The organism is Streptomyces sp. NPDC047981, from assembly GCF_040653315.1.
Lineage (GTDB): Bacteria > Actinomycetota > Actinomycetes > Streptomycetales > Streptomycetaceae > Streptomyces.
In genome coordinates this window covers 39634-64516 of sequence record NZ_JBEZNQ010000015.1, presented here as the reverse complement: position 1 = coordinate 64516, position 24883 = coordinate 39634, and the positions used below count along the sequence as shown (strand labels likewise).

Here is a 24883-nt window from a genome sequence, read left to right as displayed (position 1 = left end):
CGGCCTCAGTTCCCGTACGCCTTGGCCGCCTCGGCCTCCAGAGCCGCCGCGGTCGCCTTCGGGTTCGACGGGTCCCGCAGGAAGTCCTGGAGCAGTTTCCACTCGCCGGCGCCCTTGGTGCCGCCGAAGGCCGCGGGGGCCTGGTCGGACATGTCGAAGCGCACGGAGTCTCCGGCGGCGACGAGCGAGGCCGCGGTGGCGCGCGTGGTGTCGTCGGAGTACGCCTCGGGCTTGACGTTCTTGTTCGGGGAGAGGAAGCCGCCCGCCCCGGCCCACACCTCGGCGGCCTCGGGGGTGGCGAGGAATTCGAGGAGCTTCATGCCGGCGTCGGCGTTCTTGGCGTCCTTGAGGACCACTGCCGCGTCGCCGCCGCTGACCACGGGCGCGGTGCCCGTGCCGACCGCCGGGAACGGGAAGAACTTGGCGTCCACGCCCGGCTTCTTGCCGAACTCGTCCTTCGCGACGCCGCCGACGAAGTCGCCCTCGTAGACCATGCCGGCCTCCGGCTGCGGTCCGAAGACCTTCTCCACCGAGCCGGGGAAGTCGGTCTGCAGGGCGCCCTGGGCACCGCCGGCCACGAGCTGCTTGTCCTTGAAGACCTCGGCGAGCGTCGTGAGGGCCGTGACGACGCTCTCGTCCGTCCACTTGATCTTGTGCTGGGCGAGCTGGTCGTACTTCTCCGGTCCCGCCTGGGAGAGGTAGACGTTCTCGAACCAGTCGGTGAGCGTCCAGCCGTCCTCGCCCGCGACCGCGAAGGCGGGGCGGCCCGAGTCGGCGAGCGTCCGCCCGGCCGTGAGGAGTTCCGCCCAGCTCTTCGGCTCGTTCACGCCGGCCTGGGTCAGCGCCTCGGGGGCGTACCAGATGGTCGACTTGTGGGCGGCCTTGAAGTAGAGGCCGTAGTACCTCCCGTCGACCGTGCCGTAGTTCTTCCAGACGGGCGCCAGGCCCGCGGTGGCTGTCTCGGTGGTCTTCGGGGACAGCTGCGTGAGCCAGCCCTCCTTGGCGAACTGCTGGAGCACGCCGACCTGCGGGACGAGCACGACGTCCGGGGCGTTGCCGCCCTCGATCTTGCTGCCGACGAAGGTGGAGACGTTGTCTCCCGAGGGGACGAAGACGGTCTTGGCGCCGGTCTTGGCGGTGAACGCGTCGAGCACCTTCTTGAAGTTCTTCTGCTCGCTGCCGGTCCAGACGCCGGCGACCGTGACCGTCTTGCCGGCGAGTTCGCCGCCCCCGCCTGCGGCGGGTCCGGTGTCGCCGCCGCAGGCGGTGACGGTGAGCGCGAGGGCGAGCGCCGTGGTGACGGTGGCGGTGGTACGGAGTGCTGTGGTGGCGGGTCGTCTCATGATGACGGTCCATCCTTCCTTGGGGAGCGGGCGGGGCGGGCAGACGTGGGTCAGGGGGTGTCGACGGACCACCAGGCGGCGGTCGCTCCGGGAAGTTCGCCCGGCGGGCAGGGTCCGCTCGCGAGAAGCGGCGCGCCGGGCACCGGGGCGGGGACGGTCTCGGAGCCGAAGTTCACGGCGCAGACCAGACCGTCACCGCGCGCCATGGCGAGCACCTGCGGCGGCGCCTCCAACCAGCGCAGCTCTCCTTCCCCCAACTGCGGTAGTTCACGCCGGAGTTGGAGCCCTTCGCGGTAGAGGTGCCAGAAAGAGCGGGTGTCGGCGAGGGCACGGTCGGTGGCGTACTCGGCGAACCACTCCGGCTGCGGCAGCCAGGGGCGGGCGCCGGCCGCCCCTTCGCTGAACCCGAACGGGGACGCCTGGCCGGACCAGGGCAGCGGGACACGGCAGCCGTCCCTGATCCGGGCGCGGCTTCCCGTGCGGTGGAAGATCGGGTCGGTCAGGACGTCGTCGGGCAGGTCGAGCACCTCGGGGAGACCGAGCTCCTCGCCCTGGTAGACGTAGGCCGCGCCCGGCAGCGCCAGCATGAGGAGCGCCGCCGCCCGGGCTCGCGCGGAGCCCACGTGCTCTCCACCCGGGCCGCCTGCGTAGCGGGTCACGGTGCGGACCTGGTCGTGGTTGTTGAGGACCCAGGTGACCGTGGAGCCCGTACCGGCGATGTCCCGCAGGGCCTCGTCGATGACGCTCCGGAAGGCCGTGGCGTCCCAGGGGGCGCTGAGCAGGTCGAAGAAGAACGCCTGGTGCAGCTCGTCCGGCCGTACGTACAGGGCGTGTTCGCGCGCGGTCGGCACGGACACCTCGCCCACGAGGAGGCGCTCGACGCCGTCGCGCGCGGTGTACTCCTCGCAGATCGCGCGCCAGCGGCGCCACACCTCGTGGACCTCCGGCTGGTTCCAGGCCAGCGGGTTGACCGAGTCACGGGTGCGCTCGTCCGCCGTGGGGTCGTCGGAGTCCGGGAGTTCGGGGTGCTTGAAGAGCCCGGCGGCCACGTCGATACGGAAGCCGTCCACGCCACGGTCGAGCCAGAAGCGCAGCACCTGCTCGAAGTGGTCGCCGACCCGGGGGTCGCGCCAGTTGAGGTCGGGCTGTTCCGGGGTGAAGAGGTGGAGGTACCACTCCCCCGGCCTGCCGTCGGGTTCCCTGACGCGGCTCCAGGCGGGACCGCCGAACATGGCGTGCCAGTTGTTCGGCGGCAGGTCCCCGTTCGGCCCGCGCCCGGGGGCGAAGTGGAACCGCGACCTGGCCGGGCTCCCCGGTCCGTCGGCCAGGGCCTCGCGGAACCAACGGTGCTCGGCGGAGCAGTGGTTGGGAACGATGTCGATCAGCAGCTTGAGCCCGAGCCGGTGGGCCTGGGTGACCAGGCGCTCGAACTCGGCGAGGTCGCCGTAGACGGGGTCGACGCCCTGGTAGTCCGCGACGTCGTACCCGTGATCGTGCTGGGGCGAGGGATAGAACGGGCTCAGCCAGATGCCGTCGACGCCCAGCTTCCGCAGGTACGGGAGCCCGGCGCGGACTCCGGCGAGGTCTCCGACACCGTCCCCCGTGCTGTCGAGGAAGCTGCGGACGTAGACCTGGTAGATCACCGCGTCCCGCCACCAGGGGGCGGTGGCGGAGCGGGGGTGGGGAGGGCGGCCGGTATCGGCCGCAAGCGTGCTGAGCATCTCGCGTCGACCTGTCTGCAGTGAAGGCGAGAGCACCCGAACGGGCCTCTGCTATGCATTCATGTTAAGTAGCTGTGACGGCAGGATGTCAACGACGCTGCAGAACTTGCTTGTACGGAAGCCTGATGGGGCATGCTGTTCGGGCAAAAGGGAAAGCCACTACCCAACAAGCAAGTAGTGGCCCAGGAAGGAGCGCATCAATCTCACGAGCCGCCCGAGATGGCGCCCAGCTCACGCGTCAGTCGCCGCACGGCTTCCTCGGGAGTCTCGCGGAGCGCCAGCACGTCCTGACCGACCGCCTGGACCACCAGGCTGACCTGGTCGTACCGCGCGCTCTTCGGGCGGGGCACGGCGGCGAGGACGCTCTGCCGGAGGATCGGGAGGTAGGGATGGGAGGCGACGAGGTCGGGGTCGTCGTAGAGCGAGGCCCGCACGGGCGGCAGCGCACCTCGGGTGAGGACCTGGCGCTGCACCCGCTCGCTCGTCAGGTACGCGATGAAGTCGGCGGCCGTGGCGGCGCTCTTCGAGCGGGCGGACACCGCGAGGTTCGATCCGCCCAGAACGCTCGTGCCCAGCCCGTCGAGACCGGGCAGCGGCACGGCGCCGAAGCGTCCCGCGACCTTCGATCCGGGACCGTTGGCGTCCGAGTAGACGTACGGCCAGTTCCGCAGGAAGAGCAGGCGGCCCTCCTCGAAGGCGGCGCGGGACTCCTCCTCCTTGTAGCTCAGGGCCTCCGCCGGGATCCAGCCCTCGCGCAGGCCGCCGGCCAGGAAGGCCAGACCCGCCCGCGCCGCGTCCGAGTCGACCGCGACCCGCGTGCCGTCGTCGCGCAGGACGGTCCCGCCCGCGGACTGGATCGCCTCGGTCACGTTCACGGTCAGCCCCTCGTAGGGCAGGAACTGGCCCGCGTACCCCTCCAGGCCGTGGCGCGGAGCGAGCGTGCGCGCCTGGCCGGCGAGCTCCGCCCAGGTCGTCGGCGGCTTCTCGCCGGCCGCGTCCAGCACGTCCTTGCGGTAGTACAGCAGCCCGGCGTTGGTCACGTACGGGACGGCGTACAACCGCCCTTCGAAGGTGGCCGTGTCGACCACCGGGCGCAGAAAGGCGTCCAGCTCGAACCGGTCGCGGTCCAGCGGGGCGATCAGCCCGGCCGCGGCGAACTCCGAGGTCCAGGCCACGTCGAGGTTGAGCACGTCGAAGCGGCTGCTGCCGGAGCGGAGTTCGCTGAGCATCTGGGCCCTGGTCTCGTCCGCCGAGTCCGGCAGTTCGACGAGGGTGACCCGCTCGCCCGGATGCTCACGGTTCCAGTCGTCGACCAGCGGCCCGAGGTAGCGGGTGAGGTCCCCCGCCGTGACGAAGGTCAGCGGCCCCCGGTCACCGGCCGTCGGCTCACCGGCACCCTGCGCGACGCCGGTGTATCCGGCCAGAACGATCGCCGCCGCGAGAATGCCCCTCCGCACGGCCCGCATCCACCCCATGGGCTCCTCCTGCACGTGGTCCCGGACGCGACGTGGACCATCGTGGCATATGTCGAGTCCGGGGAATCGGGGATACTGGTCACTTGGCCGCCGCCTGGTCCACCGGTCTCAGGTCCGGCATCGGGTTCCGGAACGACAGAGAAGGGGGAGCGTGTGCGGCAGCAGCTGCTGGCACTCCTCACCCGGGGCCCAGCCCACGGTTACGAGCTCAAGCAGGGCCTTGAACAACTCCTCGGCTCCGCCTACCCTCAGCCGAACGTCGGCCAGGTCTATGTGACGCTCGGGCGGCTGGAGAAGAGCGGCCTGATCAAGGGTGAGGATGTCGAACAGTCCGGCCGCCCCAACAAGCGGACGTACGAGTTGACGGATGCGGGGCGGGAAGCCGTGGCCGCCTGGTTCGAGGAGACCGCCGACGAACCGAGAGTGCGCGACGAGTTCTTCATGAAGCTCGCGCTGGCCCCGCTCTCCGGATTCGCCGACCCGATCACCTTGATCAACAAGCAGCGGCGCCAGCACCTGAACATGATGCGCAGCCTCTCCAAGCTCGCCGCCGCCGAGGACCGCGACAACAAGATCGCCCAACTCCTGATCGAGGGAGCCATGCTGCACCTGCAGGCCGACCTCGACTGGCTGGAGCGCTGTCAGGAGGAGCTGGAATGAGCGGAGGTCCCGTTGCGGCGCCCCCACAGGACACGATCGTGCACGCCGAGGGTCTGACCAAGACCCACCACGGCGACAGCGCCCCTGTCCAGGCGGTACGAGGCGTGGACCTGACCGTGCGGCCGGGTGAGTTCGTCGCGATCACCGGTCCGTCCGGGGCCGGGAAGTCCACCCTGCTGCACCTCGTGGGCGGTCTCGAACGGCCGGACAGCGGGCGCCTGTGGTTGGACGGGAAGCAGGTCGACGGGTACTCGGAGGCCCGCTGGGCGATGCTGCGGCGCCGCCACATCGGCATCGTCTTCCAGTTCTTCAACCTGGTCTCCAACCTGACCGTCGCCGACAACATCGAACTGCCGGCCCTCCTCGCCGGGGTGTCGCCGCGGGCGGCGCGCAAGAGCCGGGCCGAGCTCCTGGAGGAGCTGGGGCTCGAAGGCCGCGAGCGGTCGATGCCGGGCGAGCTGTCCGGCGGCGAACAGCAGCGGGTCGCGCTGGCCCGCGCCCTGGTCAACAACCCGGCGCTGCTGCTCGCCGACGAGCCCGCGGGAAGCCTCGACAGCAAGGGGACCCGCGATGTCGCCCGGCTGCTCTCCCGCTGCCACGCGCGCGGCCAGAGCATCCTCATGGTCACCCACGACGCCCGGATGGCCAGCGCCGCCGACCGGGTCATCAGCTTCTTCGACGGGCAGATCGCCGACGACGCGGCCCTCGGCGACGGCGGCACGGCACGGCCGGGAGTCTCCGGCGTGCTCGAACTGAGAGACTGAGGCGGGGCGTCGTGCGGGCCATTCTGCGGTGGGCTCACTCCGACCTGCGGGCCCATCGGGGCGAGGCCCTGTTCGTGGTGCTCGCCAGCGCCGGCGTGATCGTCTCGCTCCTGCTGTCCGGGGCGCTCCTCAGCTATGCCGTGAATCCCTGGCAGCGGGTCTTCAACCAGTCCGAGGGCGCCCACGTCTGGCTGCACACCCGGGGTGACCTGGACGCGTCCTCGACCGCCTCGCTCGCCGCGCTGGACGAGGTCGCCGCGGTGTCAGGACCGTTCCGTACGGCCGAGGCGACCGTCGAGGTGGCCGGCGCGCGGGCCCGGGTCGTCCTGCGGGGCGCCGGACCTCAGCCGCCCGCGGTGGCCCGCCCGCTCGTCACCGAGGGAGGCTGGCTGGAACCGCCGTCGCCCGACGGCCGCCCGGGCGGGATCGTCCTGGAGAGCGCGCTTGCGCGGGCCCTGTGGGCCGATCCCGGTGAGACCGTGACCGTCACGGGCGCGGACGGCGCGCCGCTCTCGCTGCGGGTCGCGGGCGTCGCGGAGAGCGCCGAACCCCTCTACCGGGCGGGCCAGGGCACGGGCGTCGCCTGGGTGCTGCCCGGAGCGCTCGACCGCGTGGCCACGACCGGTACGGGACAGAGCGTCGGGCTGCGGCTCAAGGACCCGGACGACACCGACTACGTGGTCCAGCGCGCCGTGACCCTGCTGGGCGCGCACCGGGTCGACCGGGTGACGAACTGGCAGGAGGCCAAGGCCGATGTGGGCGGCGACGACCGGCTGCTCGGCCAGATGTTCGCCGCGTTCGGACTCGCCGCGCTCTTCGCGGCCGCGGTCGCCATCTCGGGCGCGGTCAGGGCCCGCGTGCGGGGGCAGCTCAAGGACATCGCGGTCCTGAAGGCCATCGGCTTCACCCCCGGCCAGGTGACGCGGGGGTTCCTCGTCCAGCATCTGGGCTTCGCCGTGCTCGGTGCCGGGCTCGGCACGGTCGCGATCCTGACGGTCGGCCGGTGGATCCCGGGCAGGATCGGCGAGGCGGTGGTCCTCTGGCCCGAACTGCCCGGGCACCGGGCGATCGTGGCCGGACTGCCCGTCGCCGCCGTCCTGCTCATCGGCACGGCCACCGGGCTCGCCGCCTGGCGGGCCGGCCGGGTACCGCCCGTCCCCGCCGCCAGGTCGGCACTGCTCACCGCCGCCCCGCTCACCCGGCTCGGCCGCCGGGCCATCGCCCTGCGCCTGTCCCCCGCCCTCGTCCTCGGCTGGCGCTCGGCGTTCTCCGGCCGCGGGCGCAGCCTGGTGCCCATATCCCGGCTCGCCCTGCCCGTCGCCCTGATGACCGTGGCCCTGGTCGCCTGGTCGACCCTCGACCAGTTCGGCAGTGACCCGGCCCGGATGGGCCGCGCCGCCGCCCTGACCGTACGGGCCGACGCACCCGGCCCGGCCGACGACCCGGCGCTCGCCCGCGCGCTGGCCGCGGTCCCGGGGGTCGAGGCCGGCTTCCCCGGCGCGGAGTTCGTCGCGCTGGTCCCCGGGCAGACCGGGACGATCACCTTGCGCGGCCTCGGCACCCGGGAGCGGCCGTACCCGCACAGCGTCGTCGAGGGCCGGGCGCCGACCGGCCCGGACGAGGCGGTCGCGGGGCAGGGTCTCCTCGACCTGCTCGGCGTACGCGTCGGGGAGTGGGTGCGGATGACGGTCGAGGGCCGCCCGCAGATCCTTCACGTCGTGGGCCGCAGCGTCGAACCCGAGCAGGGCGGCCGGGTGATCTCCACCTCGCTCGACAGCCTCCGCGACGGCGACGCGTCGATGCAGGCGCGCTTCCACGCGCTCGTCCTGCGGCCTGGGGCCGATCCCAAGCAGGTGGCGGCCGCCGTCGCCGGGTCGGTGGACGGCCCCCTGGAGATCCGGGAGACGCCGACGCCCGCTGACCGCCTCGACACCCCCCGGGGCGTCATCGCGGCGCTCATCGCCGTCCTCGGTTTCATCGCCCTCGTCGAACTGCTCACGCTGATCAGCTCCGGCGTACGCGCCCGGGTGCGCGACCTCCTGGCCATGAAGGCCATCGGCCTGACCCCTCGCCAGATCGGCGCGGTCATCGTGACCGCCGCCGCCCTCACGACCCTGGCCGCCGCCGTCGTCGGCACCGCGGCCGGAGCGGCGATCGGACGGTGGCTCGTCGACGAGGAGGGCCGCTCCAGCGGCATCGGTGCGGGCATCGCCCACGTCCCGTCCCCTCTGGTCCTGCTGACCCTGGTCGCCGCGGCGACCGCCGTCGGCGCCGCCGCCGCGCTGACCCCCGCCGTGAAGACCGCCCGCCGCCGCCTCATCGACTCGGCCAGCGAGACGCTCTAGGCGGTCTCCGGCCTATGGCCGTTCGTCCGGGTCACGCCGGGCCCGGGGCCTGGCACCGCGGTCCGGTCCAGGACGTTGACCGCTCCCGCGGTGGCGGAGTGGTGCGAATCCAGCTCGGCATGCGCCGCTCCGCTACAGGCCCGGGAGCGGGTCCTGGTCGACGTCGTGCCGCCGGTGTCCGATGCGCCGCTCGGGATCGCACTCCGGGCCCAGGAGCCGCTGACGCGAGACGGGGTCACGCAGGACGGCCCCGCACCGGCGACACCAGCGCCGGGGCAGGTGCGGGACGGTCGTGTCCGGCAGCGGCTCATGGCGCGCCGGCTGTGCCGGGTGCGCGGGCTGCGTGGCCATGGCCACCTCATCCGTCAATCGGTCGTGCCGGGGCCGTCATTGGGCTCGTGGAAGCCCCGTTGTCGTCATCGTAGATCCCGTCGTCGTGCAGTGCGACCTCACTCGTACGGGGGCGGTGGCGGTACCTCACTCCCCAGGAGGTGGAACGGCGTCAGGCCCCCCGGTCCTCACTCGGCGGCCGGTACCGGCCGTCGGCGCCGGTGCGGGCGCGTTGCGCACATGTAGGCGAGAAGGAGGACCTGGGCGCGATGGCTCCAGGACATTGCGGGGAAACGCCGCCACACTGGGAACGGCGCGGACCAGGGAGGCGGTATCCGGATGAGCACCACGGTGGTGCCCCTGGTGATCGCGTTTCTGGGGATCGTCGGAACGCTCGCATCAGCACTGATGACACAGCGGCTCGCCGCGAAGGCCAAGGCCCTGGAACTGGATCGGTCCGCACGGCAGCGCGCCGAGGAGCGGCGGCACGAGACCGAACGCGCATCGGCTGAGGCTGTTCGGTCTTGCTACGTCGGACTGAACACGGCGTCACTCGACTATCAGTCCGAACTCAACCACTTCTGGCACGCCCTTCGGACCGGCCGTGTCACGGACGACGTGAGATCTCGTCTGGACGATGCACGGCGCGAGCACAGGGCGCGCTACTCCGAGGCACAGATGCGGATTCCGGACGACGTGCTCGACGTCGTCGACGGCGTGCACCGCAGGCTCAACCACATCTACGGAGTTCTCAAGCGTCTGGACAGTGAGCCACCGCCCCACTCGGAGGACGACGAGTCGCTCGACGAAGCGCACCACCAGGTCATGGGGCTCTGGGAGCAGCTCACGGAGATGCGCCGCACCATGCGCCGGAGCATCGGCGTAGCCATGGACAGTCCCTAGCTTCTCGTCCGGATACGGCCCGGCGGCCACTGTCGCCGGACTCAAGCGCGCCGGACTCCGCGGCATCATGGGCTCCGACAGTCCGGTAGCGGGTGATCCGGGTTCCGGAACGGGGGTGTGCACGCCGCCGTGAGTTGATGAACTGGGGCGATGAAGATCCTTTCTCCTCGCGTCCTACATGCTCTCGACCGGTTCAACGCCGCCTATCCGTGGGACCACAACGCTCACTACCACCGCTGGATCCTGCGTCAGCTGCCGAGGCGCTTCGCATCCGCCCTGGACGTGGGTTCCGGCAGCGGTGATCTCGCGAGGCTTCTGGCTGGACGAGCGGACGCCGTGAGGGCAGTGGATGTCGATCCGGCCATCACCGCTCTGGCTCAGAGCCTGACTCCTGCCGCGCTACCCGTGACCTTCGGCGTTGCGGATGCGGCAGCCGAGTTCCCCGACGGCTCGTACGACGTGATCACGTGCGTCGCCGCGATCCACCACATGCCGTTCGCCGAGGCACTCACCCGATTCCGCCGCCATACGGCCCCAGGAGGGACCTTGGTGATCGTCGGCCTGTCCCGCGCACAGACCCCTGTGGACCACCTGCTCGGAATTGTCTCCGTTCCGGCCAACGCTGCCATGGGCTGGCTGAAGAACAAGGGGCGCCCCTCACCACGCCCCGTCGCCATGACGGCCCCCACTCGCTCGGCGAGCATGACCTTTGACGACATCGTCCGTGAAGCCATGGACATCCTCCCTGGGGCGAGGCTGCGGCGACGTCTGTTCTGGCGCTACACGCTTGTATGGAAGCGGCCCTGAGCAGTCTGAGGCAGCCAGGTAGACACCTTGTCGGCATCCCACTCGGCCCGGCCGAGCAGGTGCTGCATGCCGTCCGGAGTGGCCTCACCGGCCCACACGGCGACGCTCCAGCAGTTCTTGCGCGGCAGATCCGGCAGCAGCCCCAGCACCAAGTCCCCCACCCGACGCCGGGGTTCAACCCGCGCGAAGCAGCCCGCTGTCCGGCTCCGTCGGGACCTCGAACGCCTCATGCCGGCGGGCAGGGTCTACGCTGTGACCCGCGGCCGCCGCATGGTCTTCAGTCTTCACACACCGATGATCACCAGTGGCCGCACCCGTCATCACCACCCCCTCGGTCACGACGTGTGAAGACGGGGCCGCATCTTCCGTGTCCCAATCGGGGCACGTAGCGTTCGCCCGCCGTCTCGTGCCAGGAGGACACATGCAACGCGGCGAAGTCTGGTGGGTCGACTTCGACGAGCGACGCCCCGTCGTGCTGCTCTCGGACGACGAGCCATCCGGGTTCCAGGCGATGCAGGTCGTCACTCCAGCGGGCATCGACATCAGCGGCCTCGGCATTGAAGTGATGGTGGGGACCCTGGAAGGACTGCCCTTCGAGGGCGTGTTGAGGTTCGCGTTCCCGCGTCCGGGGCTTACCCCTTGCACATGGCTGACCACCGTGGCCCGGGACGACCTGATCGAGCGGGCGGGCGTCTTGTCCGCCGCGAAGCTCAGCGAGGTTGGTGAAGCCCTCCATGCCGCTGGACAGAGCCGAGAGTGGACCCCGATGACGGCTGCCAGACTCCACGAGATCAAAGATGCCCGTCGTCTCGGAGGACTCGACGAGTAGCGGACACCTCTGCTGCCCAGCTCGATCGCGTCGATGACGGCGTGCCCCCTCTCGGCCCCGCTCCAGCAACAAGATCACGACCTACGGCTGGAGTATCAAGTACTAGAAGAGGTCGGTCGAGGGACCCTGTGTGAGGTTCTCGTGGATCGTTCGCAGCCACGGGCTGCGCACGGCCGGCAGCCGGACCAAAGTGTGCTGGAAGGTTCCCCGGTCGGCTCGGAACGAGTAGGTGGGGAGCGGCGGGAGCGGATCGTCGCGGTGTACGTCCCGGGGTATGCGGCCTGACGCGGGAACCGGCAGGTACGGCTGGGGAGAGACCAGCCACAGCCACACCCCCAGCGGCAGGGGCACGGGGTATGCCGACGCCGTCGGGCCGGCGGGAGTCCAGGACTGACCTGTCTGCGGGTGGACCGGTACGAGGAGGATGTCGACGCCCGCGTCCGGGGAGGGCTGTCCCGGTCCGGCCAGGACGGCGCGCCGCTCCGCGAGGCCTGCCGGCAGCAGGGCGTCAAGCGCGCGTTGGAACACGTCCGCAGTCAGACCGCCTGGAACCCTGACAGGCTGCCCCTGGGAGGCAACCAGCAGGTGGGCGAGCGCCTGGCCGGCTGCCGCCTCCCACTGCGGGCTCCACGACCAGTAGTGGTCCGACCCCAACCGTCCTCCCCACGTGGCGATCGGCTCGAACGGGGGCACTTTCTCCCACGTATCTACCAGCTCCGCCCAGGAGAGGGGCGTAGCAGGGATTCCGTCGACGGGGACGCGCTGCACGGCGTCCGAGCTGAGTCGCACCTGCTGCCAGAGCGAGCAGTCGTCGACCCTGGTCGCGACGGGGAGGTCGCACGTCTCGCAGGCCATGTTGAGCCCGTCGGCTCCGTCGAGGCCGCAGCAGGAACCACCGCGCTTCTCAGGAATCAGCCGGGTTCCACGGGCATCGCCGGGTGCGATGACACTCGCCCCGGGCGTGCCGTCGGACAGGGCGTAGACCCGCGCGTAGATGCCGCGTGCCTCAGCCTCGCCCGGATCGATCTCGTCCCACTTCCGCCAGGGTCCTCCCCAGGGGTCCGGGTCCACGGCGAACGTCCCGGACCGCATGAGCACCGGAAGCTGGGCCCCGTTCCCGTACGTCTGACGGGCGTGGACTGGAAGTGAGACCTGGGACAGCGGGGTGGTCAACTCGGCGCCGCAGCCCGCACACAGGAAAACGAACAAATGCCCTCCGCGTAGCAAACAGACGCATCCTCGCAGCTCGCCAGCGGGCGAGCCAACAGGTTTCTCGTCTGCTGCGGGAACAGCATCTGCCCCGCCGTGGCGTTTCGCTCAATGCTCGAATCCCCGGCGTCCTGTTCCTCCTCCCGAAGTGGTGAACATCTGCTGCCCGTTCCCGGGTGCTGGCTCAGGTTCTGTGGACCGACCACTTCGAGTTACGGCTCGTGAAGCTGCCTCAGCAAGGGGCGACCTGATATGAGTTGATCATGAATGGTGAAACTCATGATCCCTTGGAGCGCCTGCTCGCGGAGCGGGCCTGTGAGCGGCTGGTCGTCGAGTTCGTGCACCGGCTCGACCTCGGGGACCCGGGTTCGGTGGCCGACCTCTTCACGCAGGACGGCACCTGGGAATGGCCCGCCGGCGACCGCCGCATCACGGGTCACGACGCGCTGCGCAGCTACTTCGGCAACCGGCCCGCAGACCGACTGTCACGCCGTATATGCACCAACATCCTGGTCACCGTGACCTCGGCGGACGCCGCCTCCGCCACCACGTACTTCACCACCTACCGTGTCGACGGCTACAGCGAGGGCCTCGTAGCACCGCGGGCGCCGATTCAAGTGGGGCACTACGAAGACACGTTCCGCAAGGTGGACGACACCTGGCTGCTCACCAAGAGGACGCTCTTCCTCTCCTTCGCCGGTCCCACGGAACGCCTCGATGGGCCCGGACAGTCATGAGAACGACTCCCGGCCGACATGCCGTCAGAGGCACTGCGCCACGCGGAGAGCCGGCCGCCCCCTCCTCGCAGGACAATGCGCAGCGGGGAGAGGGCAGTTGTGCGCACGTGAGCCGCGGGCTGGGATCCGCAGGTCCTCGGCGCAGAGGGTGGCTGCGCGGTCAGTGACCGCGGGTGATCCAGTCGTCCAGGTGCGGGCTCTCATCGCCGATGGTGGTGGTGTCGCCGTGACCGGTGCGTACGACTGTGTCCGGCGGGAGAGTGAGCAGCTTGTGCCGGATGGAGTCGATGATGGTCGGGAAGTGGGAGAAGGACCGTCCGGTGGCGCCGGGGCCGCCTTGGAAGAGAGTGTCGCCGGTGAAGACGGTGTTCAGTGCCGGGGCGTACAGGCAGACCGAGCCGGGGGTGTGACCGGGGGTGTGGAGCACGTGGAGGGAGACTCCGGCGATCTCCACCGTCCGGCCGTCCTCGAGGTGGTCGTCGGGTAGCCGGTCCGGGTGGGTCTGCTGCCACAGCGGCAGGTCGTCGCGGTGCAACAGGATGGGCGCGGCGGTGGCTTCGGCCAGGGCGGGGGCGTTGTCGACGTGGTCGTTATGCGCGTGGGTGGAGATGATGGCACGCAGCCGACGTCCGCCGAGCGCGGCCTCGATGGCGTCGGCGTCGTGGGCGGCGTCGATGACGACGGCCTCGGTGTCGTCGCCGACGATCCAGACGTTGTTGTCGACGTTCCACTCACCACCGTCGAGGGCGAAGGTGCCGGAAGTGACGAGTCGGTCGATGCGGGTCACCATCAGAAGACCACCACCGAGCGCAGGACGTCGCCCTCGTGCATCCGGTTGAACGCCTGCTCGATGTCGCCGAGGCCGATGGTCTCGCTGACGAAGGCCGCGAGGTCGAGGCGGCCCTGCTGGTGCAGGTCGATGAGCATCGGGAAGTCACGGGAGGGGAGGCAGTCGCCGTACCAGGAGGACTTCAGCGCGCCGCCGCGGCCGAAGACGTCCAGGAGCGGAAGGTCCAGCTTCATGTCCGGGGTGGGGACACCGACCAGGACGACCGTGCCGGCCAGATCGCGGGCGTAGAACGCCTGCTGATACGTCTCGGGGCGGCCGACCGCATCGATGACGACATCGGCACCATGGCCGCCGGTGAGGGCGCGGATCGCCTCGACGGGGTCCGTGGAACGGGAGTTGACGGTGTGGGTGGCGCCCATCGTCTTGGCGATCTCCAGCTTGCGGTCGTCGATGTCCACCCCGATGATCTTCGCCGCGCCCGCCAGCCGGGCCCCGGCGATCGCGGCGTCACCGACGCCGCCGCAGCCGATGACGGCGACGGAGTCTCCTCGGCCGACCTGGCCGGTGTTGAGGGCGGCGCCGATACCTGCCATCACACCGCAGCCGAGAAGGCCGGCGACGGCCGGGGAGACCCCGACGTCGACCTTGGTGCACTGGCCCGCGGCCACGAGGGTCTTCTCGGCGAAGGCGCCGATGCCCAGGGCCGGAGTCAGCTCGGTGCCGTCCAGCAGGGTCATCTTCTGCTCGGCGTTGTGCGTGTCGAAGCAGTACCAGGGACGGCCGCGCAGACACGCACGGCACTGGCCGCACACCGCACGCCAGTTGAGAATCACGAAGTCCCCGGGAACGACGTCGGTGACGCCCTCACCGACGGACTCCACGACGCCCGCGGCCTCGTGGCCGAGGAGGAACGGGAAGTCGTCGTTGATGCCGCCCTGTTTGTAGTGGAGATCGGTGTGGCACACCCCGCACGCCTGGATCTTCACCACCGCCTCGCCGGGGCCGGGGTCCGGAACGATGATCGTCTCCACCCTGACAGGCTCGTTCTTGCCCGGTGCGATCACTGCTTGAACTTGCTGGGGCACCCTGTCCACCTTGCTGTTGTCGTGAATGGGTTCTGCGCGCCGAAGCCGTGCCGCAGGCAGCGGCTCCGTCCGCGCAGGGCTGCGCCCGATCCGCAGCAGGACCATCCTCGCCGCTGATCGGCCGGCCCGTCACGGCCGCGTCGCCCTGCCGCCGCGTACCGGAAGCGGAGGGGGACGTAGCCGGCCCGACCCTCGTCGGCGGGCCGCATCAGACCTGCTCAGCGCACCCTTCCTCGCGGCTTCAGCGGCGTCGCCGGGAGTTCCGGGGCCGGGAGCGGGGCGCCGTCGTAGCCCTTCACCTCGCCGAAGCGTGTGCCGTTCGTCCAGGCCTCACGGGCTTCCTCGATGTCCTGCTGGGACCGGCCGATCCAGTTCCAGAACATGACGATCTCCTCCTCGAACGGCTCGCCGCCCAGGAGCATCAGGCCCGCGTCGGAGATCGCGCGGAGGGGGAGTTCGCGGCGGCCGCAGCCGAGGTAGAGCATGGAGCCCGGGAGGACCGGGACGCCGTCGACATGAGCCTCGCCCGACATCGACAGGACCGCGTACTCGAAGTCCGGGTCCAGCGGGAGCCGCGTCTCCGCGCCCGCCGTCAGGGCGAGATCCGCACCGATCAGCGGGGTGTACGTCGTGCCGGGCGACTCCGCGCCGTCGAGTTCGCCGAGGATGACCGTGGCGGTGAGGCCGGCGGCGGTGACCTGCGGGAGGTTCGCGTGGTGCTGGAAGTGCGGCTCGACATGCCGGTGGGCGTCCGGGAGCGCTACCCAGAGCTGGGCTCCGTGGAGGAAGCGGGCGTGGGACTTCGGGCTCTCCTCGGAGTGGGAGATCGCCCGGCCCGAGGTCATCAGACCCAGCTCGCGCGGGCGGATCGTCTCCAGGCTGCCCGTGCTGTCACGGTGCAGGACCTCGCCCTCGTGGAGCCAGCTCACGGTCTGGAGCCCCATGTGCGGGTGGGGCGGCACCTGCATCCCGGGCTCGTCCGCGATGTCGTCGGGGCCGTAGTGGTCGACGAAGGCCCAGGCGCCGACCATCCGGCGGCCGAGGTTGGGGAGCAGGCGGCGGACCTCGGTCGACTCGCCGAGCTGGACGTGACGGGGGCTGAGGAGTTCCCGGACCGGCTCGGCGACGACGAAGCCGCGGCCGCCGCATACGGTGAGGGCGGCCTGACGATCAAGATTGCTCATGACACTCAACCTATTCCTGTCGGGGGACGAGGTGGGTGTGTCTCCACCCGGAAACAGTAGTGGAATGTTCAACTAACCTGAGGCGTTGAGCCGAGTGCCGCCCCTTCGGGTGGCAGGGTAGAGACGCTACGAGGGAGAGCAAGTGAACGACACGTACTACGAGTTCGGTACGGCCGGCGAGCGCTGGGACCGTGCCCAGTTCTTCTTCGAGTCCAAGGAGTACCTGACCGCCGCCCGCATCCTGCGCGGCCTGGTCGCCGAGCACCCGGAGCAGAACGCCCAGCGCCTGCTGCTCGCCCGGGCCTACTACCACTCCGCCCAGCTGTCCCGCGCCGAGACCGAGCTCCGTGCCGTCCTCGACCGCGACCCGGTGGAGCAGTACGCCCGGCTGATGCTCGGCCGCACCCTGGAGCGCCAGGGCCGCCACGCCGAGGCCGCCCCGCATCTGCGGCTCGCCGCCGCGATGAGCGGCGACCTTCCGGAGTGAACCCGGGGGACGTTCTGTAGGCTCCCTCGCAGGAGGTACAGGACGTGCGTACGGGACGAGTGGGGCGACGCGGCCTCAGAGTGGCAGGCGCCTTGGCGCACCTGCTGCTCGTCGTCGCGCTCGCCCTCGGTGTCTTCGTGATGCACGCCGTCGGCCACCCGGAGGGCTCCTCCGGGTCCGGGGCGGACCATGCGATCTCCGCCTCCGGAGCCGGGGCGGACCACGCGACCTCCGCCTCCGCTCCCGCGCACCACGGCGGGGCCGACGCCTCCGACCCCTCCGAGGAATCCGGTGCGCACGGGGACATGGCCACGCTCTGCGTCGCCGTCCTCGGTGTCTGGGCCCTCGCCCGGGTCGTCCTCGCCGTCCTCGACCGACGCCCCGACTGGCTGGTCCGACTGCTCGGCCGGCTCGTCGCCGCGCTGGGGCCGAACGCCCCGCCGCCCAGACCTCCCGACCTCGCTCAGCTGTCCGTCCTGCGGATCTAGGCCGAATCGCCGCCGCGGGCCGCCTCGCGCTGCCCGCAGAAGCCTGATTCAGCCTTTCCGACAGTACGCAACAGCACACGAGGTGTCACAGACATGTCTGCCTTCGACAACCGCTACGCCCGCACGGGCGCCGTCACCGCCGCCGCCCTCGCGGCTCTCCTGCTCGCCGGCTGCGGCGCCGGGAGCGACTCCGGCGACGCGGCGAAGACGCCCGCGACCGCCGCGTCCGGCACGACCGGCACCGCCGGCGCGTTCAACGACGCCGACGTCGCGTTCGCCCAGGCGATGATCCCGCACCACCAGCAGGCGCTGGAGATGGCCGCGCTCGCCGACGGCCGGGCCGAGGACGCCGGCATCAAGAAGATCGTCGCCGATGTCGAGAAGGCCCAGGACCCCGAGATCCGGACCATGAGGTCCTGGCTCAAGGCCTGGGGCAAGCCCGAGGCTCCCGAGGGCGCCGGCGCGTCCGGAGGTAGCGGCGGCCACGGCGGTCACGGCGGCGGCGACGCGGGTGCCGGTGACGGCGGCGCCATGGCCGGGATGATGTCCGAGCAGGACATGAAGGAACTCGCGGCCCTGAAGGGCAAGGCCTTCGACCGGAAGTTCGCCGAGCTGATGATCGCCCACCACGAGGGGGCGGTCGAGATGGCCGAGACCGAGCGGAAGAACGGTCGCGACGCCACGGCACGGAAGCTCGCCGACGACGTCGTCCGCACCCAGTCCGCCGAGATCACCGAGCTGAAGAAGATCCTCGGCCGGCTCTGACGCCGGAGCCGTACCGGCGGGCTCCCGGGCGACGGGGGCCCGCCGGTACGTGCCGGTGTCAGGCGGTCACGCGCGCGTGGACCACCTCGCCGCCGACCACGACGGTCTCGGCCACCGTGCCGGGGATGTCCTCCGGGTCGATCCGGAGGATGTCGCGGGAGAGGACGACGAAGTCCGCGAGCTTGCCGACCGTGAGCGAGCCCCGCTCCTCCTCCAGGAAGTTGGCGTACGCCGACCCCATGGTGTAGCCCTCGACGGCGGTCGCGACGTCGATCGTCTCCTCCGGCGTCCACGGCTCTCCCCCGCCGTTCAGCGCGCGGCGGGTGACGGCGGTGTAGATGCCGACCATGGGGTCCATCTCGGCGACGTTCCAGTCGCTGGAGAGGGCGAGGACCGCGCCTGCGGCGTGCAGGCTCCGCAGCGGCCAGGCCTTGTGCCAGCGGTCGGGGCCGATGTTCTCGGCCCAGTCCTGGCCGGGTCCCGCGATGTCGGGCGCGGCATGGCGGGGCTGCATGCAGGCGACGACCCCGAGTGCGGCGAAGCGCGGGGTGTCGGCCGGGTCGAGGCACTCGACGTGGACGACCTGGTGGCGGGCGTCACGCGGGCCGTTGACGCTGCGGGCGCGGGCGACGGCGTCGAGGACCGTACGGATGCCGCGGTCGCCGGTGGCGTGCACGAAGCACTGGAAGCCGCGCGCGTCGAGGCCGGTGAGGAGGTCGGCGAACTCCTCCGGCGGGTAGAAGGTGTCGCCGCGGTGGTGGCCGCAGCCCGCGTACGGCTCCAGGAGCGCGGCCGTGCGGGGTTCGACGACGTCGTCGATGTACAGCTTGAGCGGGCCGACCCGCAGCCGGTCGTCGGCGAACTCCTTCGCCGCGGCGGCGAACTCGTCCAGTTCGGCGTCGGTGGTGCCGCGCGGGTGGAAGAGGGCCGCGACGATCCGGGAGCGGAGCCGCCCCTCGGCGCGGGCACGGGTGAACAGGGCGAGGTCGTCGAGGGAGTTCTGCGGTTCGACGACCGTGGTGATGCCGTACCCGACGGCGGCGTCGAGGGACGTGGCGAGCCGGCCGTACTGCCGGTCCTGCGAGGCCCACGGCACGCCGAGCTCCCGCAGGGCGCGGTGGCCCGCGCGGGAAAGGCCCTTGACGGCGAAGTCCTTGACGAATCCGGTGGGTTCACCGGTCCCGGGGTCGGTGACGGCGGTACCGAAGGGCAGGTCGGTCCGGTCGCGGGTGACGTCGAGCACCTTCAGGGCGGCGGTGTTGAGCCAGGCGGTGTGCACGTCGTAGCTGAGGACGAGGGCGGGGGTGTCGCCGGTGACCGGGTCGAGGTCGGCGGCGGTGGGCATGCGGCCGCCGGGGATCGCGGAGTAGTCGAAGGCCTCGGCCTCGATCCACGGGGCGTCGGGGTGGGCCGCCCGCCAGGTGGTGATCCGCTCGTGGATCGCGTCGAGGGTGCGGGCGCCGGCGAGCTGGACGCAGGCGTCGTCGGAGCCGAGCCGTACGTGGTTGTGGGCATCGATGAAGCCGGGCAGGACCAGGCGGCCGCCCGCGTCGAGGACCGTCGTGGCGGGGCCGGTCCAGCGTGCGGCGTCTGCGTCGGACCCGAGCCAGACGATGCGCCCGTCGCGCACCGCCAGCGCCTCGGCCTCGGGCAGGTGGGGGTCGACGGTGTGGATCCTGGCCCCGGTGAGGACGAGGTCGGCGGTGGGGGCGGGGGTGGTGGTGCTCATGAGGGGGTGAACTCCTGTGCCTGACACGGGTGTTACGGCTGTTCCGTGGTGTTACGGGCTGGACGGGGGTGTTACGGCTGTACGGGGGTGGCGGTGCGGCGCGCGAGGACGGCGTACACGAGCGCGGAGACGACGGCGCCGAGCAGGGTCAGGTCCGCGCCGCCGAGCGGGGCGACGAGAGGGCCGGTCCAGAGTTCGGAGTCGCAGGTCAGCGCGGCGAAGACCATGCCCGCGAGGAGGGCGGTGAGGCCGGCCGGGTGCCAGCCGCCCCGGTACCAGTAGGCGCCGTGCTCGCCGGCGTGCAGCGCGGCGGAGTCGTACGTGCAGCGGCGCAGGACCATGTCGGCGAGGAAGACACCGCCCCAGGGGGCGAAGACGATGATCAGGAGGGAGAGGAAGGCGAGCAGCGAGGTGGTGAAGTCGGTGAGGAACAGCGCGCCGAGCGAGCCGACGGCGGTGACGGCGGCGCTGACGACGATGGCGCGGGCGCGGGTCCAGGGGATGCCGAGGACCTGAAGGTTCAGGCTGGAGGAGTAGAGCGTGATGATCGAGTTCGTCACGGATCCGCCCAGGACCAGAGCGAGGAAGAGCGGCTGGAACCAGCCGGGGAGCAGCGCTTCGGCGCCGACCACCGCGTCGGTCATGTCGGTCTGCGTCGCGGCGGCGACTCCGGCGACGCCGAGGGCGACGGAGGAGAGGAACCCGCCGAGCGCACCGCTCCAGGTGAGGGCCTTGAGCGAGGTGGTGCGCGGCAGATAGCGGGTGTAGTCGGCGGGCATCGGGACGTACGAGACGGGGCCCGCGAACATGACGACGAGGGCGAGGCTCCAGGCGGAGACGCCGGGGGCCGCGGCGGGGGCGGACGTGTCGGCGCCGGGCAGGACGAAGACCAGCAGGGCGGCGAAGCCCAGGGCGAGGGCGTAGGCCATCCAGCGTTCGGCGAACTGGACCGTGGCGTGGCCCCAGAGCGCCACGGCGAAGGTCATGGTGAGGGTCACGATCAGGGCGAGGGCGCGGGCCGTGTGGCCGCCGGCCCAGCCGAGGTCGGCGAGGAAGGCCTCCAGGGCGAGGGTGCCGACGACCGTGTTGACGATGGTGTAGCCGATGCTGACGATCCAGTTGATCAGTCCGGCGGGCCAGTTGCCGCGTACGCCGAAGGCGGCGCGCGAGATGACGAGGGTGGCGGTGCCGGTGCGGACGCCGCCGAGTCCGGCGGCGCTGATCGCGAAGAAGGAGAGACCGCCGATCACGACCACGGCGGTGGCCTGCCAGAAGGAGAGGCCGAAGGCGACGGCGAGGGCGCCGTTGATGACGTAGGTGAAGGTGAGATTGGAGCCGAACCAGAGCCAGAAGAGGTCCTTGGCGCTGCCGTGGCGCTCGGCGTCGGGGATCGGGTCGATGCCGTGGCCCTCCACCTGGAAGACCTCGTCCTTGCGGACCTCCCCGTGGACGCCCTGGTCACGGCCGGTGGCCGGTGCTCTGTCCTGGTGCAGCATGCCCACTCCCAGACTTTGAATGACGTTCTAGAACTTAGAACAGGATTCAAGATGTGCGAGAGGTGACGGCCACGTCAAGACCTCGGGCCTCTGCGGTTAAAGTCGTGACCTGCAGGTGACCGGGACGGAGGCGGAGCGGGTGGCTGGGGCAGCACGACGGCGCGACGGGCACATCACCCAGGAGCGGATGCTCGAAGAGGCGATGGCGGCCATCGCCGAGGACGGACTCGCGGCGCTCACCATGTCGGCACTGGCCGAGCGCCTGGGGACGAGCGGCGGCCACATCCTCTACTACTTCGGCAGCAAGGATCTGCTGCTCCTCGCCGTGCTCCGCTGGAGCGAGGCCGCCCTCGCCGAGGAGCGCCGTGCGCTGCTGGCCCGCCGACTGACCGCCGAGCGCAAGCTCGACCTCTTCCTCAAGCTCTATCTGCCGCACGGTCCGCGCGACCCTCGGTGGATGCTCTGGATCGAGCTCTGGGCGCGCATACCAGCGAACGAGGCCTTGCGCGAGGCGCAGCGGGAGCTGGATCTGGGCTGGCAGGAGGATCTGACGGCGCTGCTCGCCAAGGGCGTGAGCCAGTCCCGGTTCGCCCCGATGGAAGCCGACGTCGTGGCCGCGCGCGCCTCCGAACTCCTCGCGCTCCTCGACGGCCTGAGTACGCGTGTGGTCCTCGGCGAGCAGACCGGTCCGGCAGCCCGCCCCGCCCTCGACGCCGCCCGGTCGGCGGCGGCGCTCCTGGTGCCGCGCGACTGAGGAGCCTCAGGACGCGTGCGGTGGGGGCTCCGGGGCGCCCTGCCGGGCCGGGGGCTGCGGCGGCGCCCACGGTTCGGGAGCGGCCGCGGTGAAGGGCCAGTCCGGCGCGTCGGGGTGGCTGCGGGTCTGGTCGGCGTACCAGCGGATCTGCTCGGTGTGCAGCGCCGGGCGGGACAGCTTGGCGACGGCCGGGTACGAGTCCGCGATCACCTGGGCGAGGGCGAGAGCCGCCTCGGCGTCGGAGGCGGCGTCTCCGGGGTGGGCGTGCGGGACGCCGTACCACTCGGCGACGGCGCGCAGCGAGCGGCGGCCCGAGCGGTAGCGGTCGGTGTGCCGGTCCAGGACCAGCGGGTCGCAGACAGGGGCGACCCCCTGCGGGAGCCGCTCGGTCAGCGGGGCCAGAGCGTGCCGCAGGAGTTCGGCGTGCAGGGTGCTCAGGACGTACGGGGAGAACCAGACGACGAGCACCTCGTGCGCCGCGAGGTGGTCGGCGAGGACGCGCGCGAGGTCGTCGAGGGCCTCGGGCGCGGGGGCGCCTTCGGCGCGGGCACGTGCGACGGCGGCGTCCAGTGCCGCGCCCCCGCCGGAGACCGCAGAAGGGAGATCGGATCCAATATCCATGATCCAATCTCCGATGTACCCGTCGGAGCCCCGCACCGAGGCGGAGAGGATCCGGTCCACGGACGTCCGGTAGCCGGTGGACACGATGTCCACCGCCAGGAGACGCCGGTGGTGCCAGCCCGGCACGTGCTGCCGGTCCGGCGGCTTCTCCTCGGGCACGTGCCCCGCGTGGAAGACCTGCCAGCCGTCCGACGGGCCGTGGCCGTGCCGGAGGACCCCCGTCCCGGCCGGTACGACATCCCCGCAGACCGCGCAGGGACCGTCGTACTCGTTGGTGAGGTCGGGGGCCCTGGGGCTCATGAGGTCCCCGCACCGTCCCGGTACGCCTCGAGGAGCCGCAGCCAGGCCTCGCTCAGCGTCGGATAGGAGGGAACGGCGTGCCAGAGCCGGTCGATCGGGACCTCTCCGACGACGGCGACGGTCGCGGAGTGGATGAGTTCGCCGATGCCGGGACCGACGAAGGTGACACCCAGGACGATCTCGCGGTCCAGGTCGACGACCATCCGCGCGCGGCCCCGGTAGCCGTCCGCGTACAGGCCGGCGCCCGACACCGCGGTCAGGTCCAGGTCGACGGCGCGCACGCGGTGCCCGGCGCGTTCGGCCTCGGCGAGCGAGAGCCCGACGGACGCGGCCTCGGGGTCGGTGAAGACGACCTGCGGTACGGCGGCGTGGTCGGCGGTGGCCGTGTGCGCGGCCCAGCGCCCGTCCGTGGGGAGCGAGGCTCCGGAGGCACGGGCGACGATGGCCGCGCCGGCGATCCGGGCCTGGTACTTGCCCTGATGGGTCATCAACGCCCGGTGGTTGACGTCTCCCACGGCGTAGAGCCAGTCGCTGCCCTCCACCCGGAGGGTGTCGTCCACCGTGAGCCAGGATCCCGGCTCGAGGCCCACGGTCTCCAGGCCGATGTCCTCGGTGCGCGGGCTGCGCCCGGTCGCGAAGAGGACCTCGTCGCCCTCGACCCGGTCGCCGCCCTCCAGGACCACGGTGACCGGGCCGGTGCTCCCGTCGCGCACGACGGCGGCGACGGACACTCCCGTACGGACGTCGGCTCCGCCCTCGATGAGCGCGTCGGCGACGTGGTCGCCGACGAAGGGCTCCATGCGGGGCAGCAGGCCCTTGCCGCGCACCAGGACCGTCACGCGGGAGCCGAGCGCCTGCCACGCGGTCGCCATCTCCGCGGCGACCACTCCCCCGCCGACCACGATGAGCCGTTCCGGGACGTGGTGGGAGCTGGTCGCCTCGCGGCTGGTCCACGGCCGGGCGCCGGTCAGCCCCGGGAGGTCGGGCAGGGCGGCGCGGCTGCCGGTGCAGACGGCGACGGCGTGACGGGCGGTGAGGAGGTGGCGGTCGCCCTCGGGCCCTTCGACGGCGACCTTCCGCTCGCCGCTCAGTCGGCCGTGGCCCCGGAAGAGGCGGGCGCCGGTGGACTCGAGCCAGCCGACGGCGCCGTCGTCCTTCCAGTCGGAGACGTAGTAGTCGCGGTGGGCGAGCACCGCCGCCGCGTCCAGCGGTCCCTGGACCAACTGCCGCAGCCCGGGAACCTTGCGGGCGTCCGAGCGGGCGATGGCGGGACGGAGCAGGGCCTTGCTGGGCATACAGGCCCAGTACGAGCATTCGCCACCGACCAGTTCGCTCTCCACCACGGCCACGCTCAGGCCCGCCGCCCTGGCCCGGTCCACCACGTTCTCGCCCACCGGCCCCGCGCCCAGGACCACCACGTCGTACTCGTGCTCCACCTCGTGTGTCATGGGCCCCAGTCTGGTGGCAGGTGTGCGCCGTGGCCACAGGGGAAGGCGCGGCGTGCACGCTGGGGACACGCGCTGTGCACTCGTGGAACGGGGGCCACGCGCGCGTGGGGCGGCGCGGAATAGCGCGGCTCGATACGCGGTTGTGCGGGGCGAGTCCCCAGGGGACCGTGAAGGACACCCACCAGGAGACCCGGAGAGGTAGAAAACATGAGCACTGTCGAGCTCACCAAGGACAACTTCGACCAGATCGTGAGTGACAACGACTTCGTTCTGATCGACTTCTGGGCTTCCTGGTGTGGTCCGTGCCGCCAGTTCGCGCCCGTCTTCGAGGCCGCTTCCGAGCGGCACGAGGACCTGGTCTTCGCCAAGGTGGACACCGAGGCGCAGCAGGAGCTGGCCGCCGCGTTCGAGATCCGCTCGATCCCGACGCTGATGATCGTCCGTGACAACGTGGCCGTGTTCGCCCAGCCCGGGGCGCTGCCGGAGGCGGCCCTGGAGGACGTGATCGGGCAGGCGCGCAAGCTGGACATGGACGAGGTGCGCAAGTCCATCGAGGACGCGAAGCAGCAGCAGGCGCAGCAGTAGCGCGAGCGAGCGGCACGCGTTGCCGCAG

Annotated in this window: 24 protein-coding genes and 1 pseudogene; 12 read left to right on the top strand and 13 right to left on the bottom strand. The window is 71.5% G+C overall.

The genetic code is table 11. The features are described from left to right. Window positions 1–5 precede the first annotated feature (5 nt). The 3 genes from AB0E14_RS11975 to AB0E14_RS11965 all read right to left on the bottom strand — a co-directional run bounded on the left by AB0E14_RS11975 (window position 6) and on the right by AB0E14_RS11965 (window position 4539). Window positions 6–1343 (bottom strand): ABC transporter substrate-binding protein, encoded by a 1338-nt coding sequence (locus AB0E14_RS11975; protein ID WP_362415229.1) that lies wholly within the window; start codon window positions 1341–1343, stop codon window positions 6–8. A 50-nt stretch (window positions 1344–1393) separates the two neighbouring features. Next, complete coding sequence (locus AB0E14_RS11970) at window positions 1394–3064, bottom strand: glycoside hydrolase family 13 protein (RefSeq protein WP_362415227.1); 1671 nt, start codon at window positions 3062–3064, stop codon at window positions 1394–1396. 203 nt (window positions 3065–3267) lie between these two features. Further along, on the bottom strand, window positions 3268–4539 hold the full coding sequence (locus tag AB0E14_RS11965) for an ABC transporter substrate-binding protein (RefSeq protein ID WP_362415225.1): 1272 nt from the start codon (window positions 4537–4539) through the stop codon (window positions 3268–3270). 153 nt (window positions 4540–4692) lie between these two features. On the opposite strand from AB0E14_RS11965, the gene AB0E14_RS11960 reads away from it, so the two are divergent. From AB0E14_RS11960 to AB0E14_RS11950, 3 genes are read left to right on the top strand one after another with little or no spacing between them, the layout of a single operon-like run. Beyond that, a complete protein-coding gene (locus AB0E14_RS11960; protein WP_362415223.1) occupies window positions 4693–5199 on the top strand; it encodes a PadR family transcriptional regulator in 507 nt (168 codons plus the stop codon). Beyond that, on the top strand, window positions 5196–5963 hold the full coding sequence (locus tag AB0E14_RS11955) for an ABC transporter ATP-binding protein (protein WP_362415220.1): 768 nt from the start codon (window positions 5196–5198) through the stop codon (window positions 5961–5963). The genes AB0E14_RS11960 and AB0E14_RS11955 overlap by 4 nt, the downstream gene beginning before the upstream one ends. A gap of 11 nt (window positions 5964–5974) precedes the next feature. Next, on the top strand, window positions 5975–8308 hold the full coding sequence (locus AB0E14_RS11950) for an FtsX-like permease family protein (protein ID WP_362415218.1): 2334 nt from the start codon (window positions 5975–5977) through the stop codon (window positions 8306–8308). Between the two features lie 132 nt (window positions 8309–8440). Here AB0E14_RS11950 and AB0E14_RS11945 read toward each other — a convergent pair whose 3' ends face one another. Beyond that, a complete protein-coding gene (locus AB0E14_RS11945) occupies window positions 8441–8659 on the bottom strand; it encodes a DUF6011 domain-containing protein (protein ID WP_362415216.1) in 219 nt (72 codons plus the stop codon). Window positions 8660–8977: 318 nt separating this feature from the next. Between AB0E14_RS11945 and AB0E14_RS11940 the strand changes: the two genes are divergently transcribed. Then, entirely contained in the window at window positions 8978–9541 is a 564-nt protein-coding gene (locus AB0E14_RS11940; protein WP_362415214.1) for a hypothetical protein, read from the top strand. A 150-nt stretch (window positions 9542–9691) separates the two neighbouring features. Further along, window positions 9692–10348: a class I SAM-dependent methyltransferase gene (locus AB0E14_RS11935; protein ID WP_362415212.1), complete on the top strand. Its 657-nt coding sequence runs from the start codon at window positions 9692–9694 to the stop codon at window positions 10346–10348. Window positions 10349–10371: 23 nt separating this feature from the next. Here AB0E14_RS11935 and AB0E14_RS11930 read toward each other — a convergent pair. After that, window positions 10372–10578: pseudogene (locus tag AB0E14_RS11930) on the bottom strand (hypothetical protein); the annotation flags it as partial. A 191-nt stretch (window positions 10579–10769) separates the two neighbouring features. Here AB0E14_RS11930 and AB0E14_RS11925 point away from each other — a divergent pair. Next, window positions 10770–11177 (top strand): type II toxin-antitoxin system PemK/MazF family toxin, encoded by a 408-nt coding sequence (locus AB0E14_RS11925; RefSeq protein WP_362415210.1) that lies wholly within the window; start codon window positions 10770–10772, stop codon window positions 11175–11177. 102 nt (window positions 11178–11279) lie between these two features. Here the strand turns inward: AB0E14_RS11925 and AB0E14_RS11920 are convergent, their stop codons facing one another. Continuing rightward, entirely contained in the window at window positions 11280–12386 is a 1107-nt protein-coding gene (locus AB0E14_RS11920; RefSeq protein ID WP_362415208.1) for a hypothetical protein, read from the bottom strand. A gap of 263 nt (window positions 12387–12649) precedes the next feature. Between AB0E14_RS11920 and AB0E14_RS11915 the strand changes: the two genes are divergently transcribed. Further along, window positions 12650–13123 carry a nuclear transport factor 2 family protein gene (locus AB0E14_RS11915; protein ID WP_362415206.1) on the top strand — a complete coding sequence of 158 codons (474 nt, stop codon included), beginning with the start codon at window positions 12650–12652 and terminating at the stop codon, window positions 13121–13123. A 160-nt stretch (window positions 13124–13283) separates the two neighbouring features. Here the strand turns inward: AB0E14_RS11915 and AB0E14_RS11910 are convergent, their stop codons facing one another. The 3 genes from AB0E14_RS11910 to AB0E14_RS11900 all read right to left on the bottom strand — a co-directional run bounded on the left by AB0E14_RS11910 (window position 13284) and on the right by AB0E14_RS11900 (window position 16182). Then, window positions 13284–13913 (bottom strand): MBL fold metallo-hydrolase, encoded by a 630-nt coding sequence (locus tag AB0E14_RS11910; protein WP_362415203.1) that lies wholly within the window; start codon window positions 13911–13913, stop codon window positions 13284–13286. Further along, window positions 13913–14998 (bottom strand): S-(hydroxymethyl)mycothiol dehydrogenase, encoded by a 1086-nt coding sequence (locus tag AB0E14_RS11905; RefSeq protein WP_362415201.1) that lies wholly within the window; start codon window positions 14996–14998, stop codon window positions 13913–13915. The genes AB0E14_RS11910 and AB0E14_RS11905 overlap by 1 nt, the downstream gene beginning before the upstream one ends. A gap of 218 nt (window positions 14999–15216) precedes the next feature. Continuing rightward, a complete protein-coding gene (locus AB0E14_RS11900) occupies window positions 15217–16182 on the bottom strand; it encodes a pirin family protein (RefSeq protein ID WP_362415199.1) in 966 nt (321 codons plus the stop codon). A gap of 142 nt (window positions 16183–16324) precedes the next feature. On the opposite strand from AB0E14_RS11900, the gene AB0E14_RS11895 reads away from it, so the two are divergent. The 3 genes from AB0E14_RS11895 to AB0E14_RS11885 all read left to right on the top strand — a co-directional run bounded on the left by AB0E14_RS11895 (window position 16325) and on the right by AB0E14_RS11885 (window position 17922). Then, complete coding sequence (locus tag AB0E14_RS11895; protein ID WP_362415197.1) at window positions 16325–16669, top strand: tetratricopeptide repeat protein; 345 nt, start codon at window positions 16325–16327, stop codon at window positions 16667–16669. A gap of 44 nt (window positions 16670–16713) precedes the next feature. Then, window positions 16714–17157 (top strand): DUF6153 family protein, encoded by a 444-nt coding sequence (locus tag AB0E14_RS11890; RefSeq protein WP_362415195.1) that lies wholly within the window; start codon window positions 16714–16716, stop codon window positions 17155–17157. 93 nt (window positions 17158–17250) lie between these two features. After that, complete coding sequence (locus AB0E14_RS11885) at window positions 17251–17922, top strand: DUF305 domain-containing protein (RefSeq protein WP_362415193.1); 672 nt, start codon at window positions 17251–17253, stop codon at window positions 17920–17922. Window positions 17923–17980: 58 nt separating this feature from the next. Here the strand turns inward: AB0E14_RS11885 and AB0E14_RS11880 are convergent, their stop codons facing one another. Both AB0E14_RS11880 and AB0E14_RS11875 read right to left on the bottom strand, forming a co-directional pair. Next, the gene (locus AB0E14_RS11880) at window positions 17981–19651 is read right to left on the bottom strand and encodes an amidohydrolase (RefSeq protein ID WP_362415191.1); all 1671 of its coding nucleotides are present in this window, start codon (window positions 19649–19651) and stop codon (window positions 17981–17983) included. A 71-nt stretch (window positions 19652–19722) separates the two neighbouring features. Beyond that, window positions 19723–21147, bottom strand: coding sequence for a cytosine permease (locus AB0E14_RS11875; RefSeq protein ID WP_362415189.1), 1425 nt, complete (start codon window positions 21145–21147; stop codon window positions 19723–19725). A gap of 139 nt (window positions 21148–21286) precedes the next feature. Between AB0E14_RS11875 and AB0E14_RS11870 the strand changes: the two genes are divergently transcribed. Beyond that, window positions 21287–21901 (top strand): TetR/AcrR family transcriptional regulator, encoded by a 615-nt coding sequence (locus AB0E14_RS11870; RefSeq protein WP_362415187.1) that lies wholly within the window; start codon window positions 21287–21289, stop codon window positions 21899–21901. A 6-nt stretch (window positions 21902–21907) separates the two neighbouring features. Here the strand turns inward: AB0E14_RS11870 and AB0E14_RS11865 are convergent, their stop codons facing one another. Further along, window positions 21908–22822, bottom strand: a complete 915-nt coding sequence (locus AB0E14_RS11865; protein ID WP_362415185.1) for a hypothetical protein — start codon at window positions 22820–22822, stop codon at window positions 21908–21910. Then, complete coding sequence (locus tag AB0E14_RS11860; protein WP_362415183.1) at window positions 22819–24270, bottom strand: NAD(P)/FAD-dependent oxidoreductase; 1452 nt, start codon at window positions 24268–24270, stop codon at window positions 22819–22821. The genes AB0E14_RS11865 and AB0E14_RS11860 overlap by 4 nt, the downstream gene beginning before the upstream one ends. Before the next feature lie 207 nt (window positions 24271–24477). Here AB0E14_RS11860 and trxA point away from each other — a divergent pair, with 207 nt between their 5' ends. Next, on the top strand, window positions 24478–24855 hold the full coding sequence (trxA, locus tag AB0E14_RS11855) for a thioredoxin (RefSeq protein ID WP_362415181.1): 378 nt from the start codon (window positions 24478–24480) through the stop codon (window positions 24853–24855). Window positions 24856–24883 lie beyond the last annotated feature (28 nt).

Coding starts and splice junctions, on each gene's coding strand:
- AB0E14_RS11900 (WP_362415199.1), bottom strand. CDS start 16,182: ATGAGCAATCTTGATCGTCAGGCCGCCCTCACCGTATGCGGCGGCCGC.
- AB0E14_RS11945 (WP_362415216.1), bottom strand. CDS start 8,659: ATGGCCACGCAGCCCGCGCACCCGGCACAGCCGGCGCGCCATGAGCCG.
- AB0E14_RS11935 (WP_362415212.1), top strand. CDS start 9,692: ATGAAGATCCTTTCTCCTCGCGTCCTACATGCTCTCGACCGGTTCAAC.
- AB0E14_RS11910 (WP_362415203.1), bottom strand. CDS start 13,913: ATGGTGACCCGCATCGACCGACTCGTCACTTCCGGCACCTTCGCCCTC.
- AB0E14_RS11975 (WP_362415229.1), bottom strand. CDS start 1,343: ATGAGACGACCCGCCACCACAGCACTCCGTACCACCGCCACCGTCACC.
- AB0E14_RS11955 (WP_362415220.1), top strand. CDS start 5,196: ATGAGCGGAGGTCCCGTTGCGGCGCCCCCACAGGACACGATCGTGCAC.
- AB0E14_RS11940 (WP_362415214.1), top strand. CDS start 8,978: ATGAGCACCACGGTGGTGCCCCTGGTGATCGCGTTTCTGGGGATCGTC.
- AB0E14_RS11915 (WP_362415206.1), top strand. CDS start 12,650: ATGAATGGTGAAACTCATGATCCCTTGGAGCGCCTGCTCGCGGAGCGG.
- AB0E14_RS11865 (WP_362415185.1), bottom strand. CDS start 22,822: ATGAGCCCCAGGGCCCCCGACCTCACCAACGAGTACGACGGTCCCTGC.
- trxA (WP_362415181.1), top strand. CDS start 24,478: ATGAGCACTGTCGAGCTCACCAAGGACAACTTCGACCAGATCGTGAGT.
- AB0E14_RS11880 (WP_362415191.1), bottom strand. CDS start 19,651: ATGAGCACCACCACCCCCGCCCCCACCGCCGACCTCGTCCTCACCGGG.
- AB0E14_RS11860 (WP_362415183.1), bottom strand. CDS start 24,270: ATGACACACGAGGTGGAGCACGAGTACGACGTGGTGGTCCTGGGCGCG.
- AB0E14_RS11885 (WP_362415193.1), top strand. CDS start 17,251: ATGTCTGCCTTCGACAACCGCTACGCCCGCACGGGCGCCGTCACCGCC.
- AB0E14_RS11965 (WP_362415225.1), bottom strand. CDS start 4,539: ATGGGGTGGATGCGGGCCGTGCGGAGGGGCATTCTCGCGGCGGCGATC.
- AB0E14_RS11875 (WP_362415189.1), bottom strand. CDS start 21,147: ATGCTGCACCAGGACAGAGCACCGGCCACCGGCCGTGACCAGGGCGTC.
- AB0E14_RS11925 (WP_362415210.1), top strand. CDS start 10,770: ATGCAACGCGGCGAAGTCTGGTGGGTCGACTTCGACGAGCGACGCCCC.
- AB0E14_RS11970 (WP_362415227.1), bottom strand. CDS start 3,064: ATGCTCAGCACGCTTGCGGCCGATACCGGCCGCCCTCCCCACCCCCGC.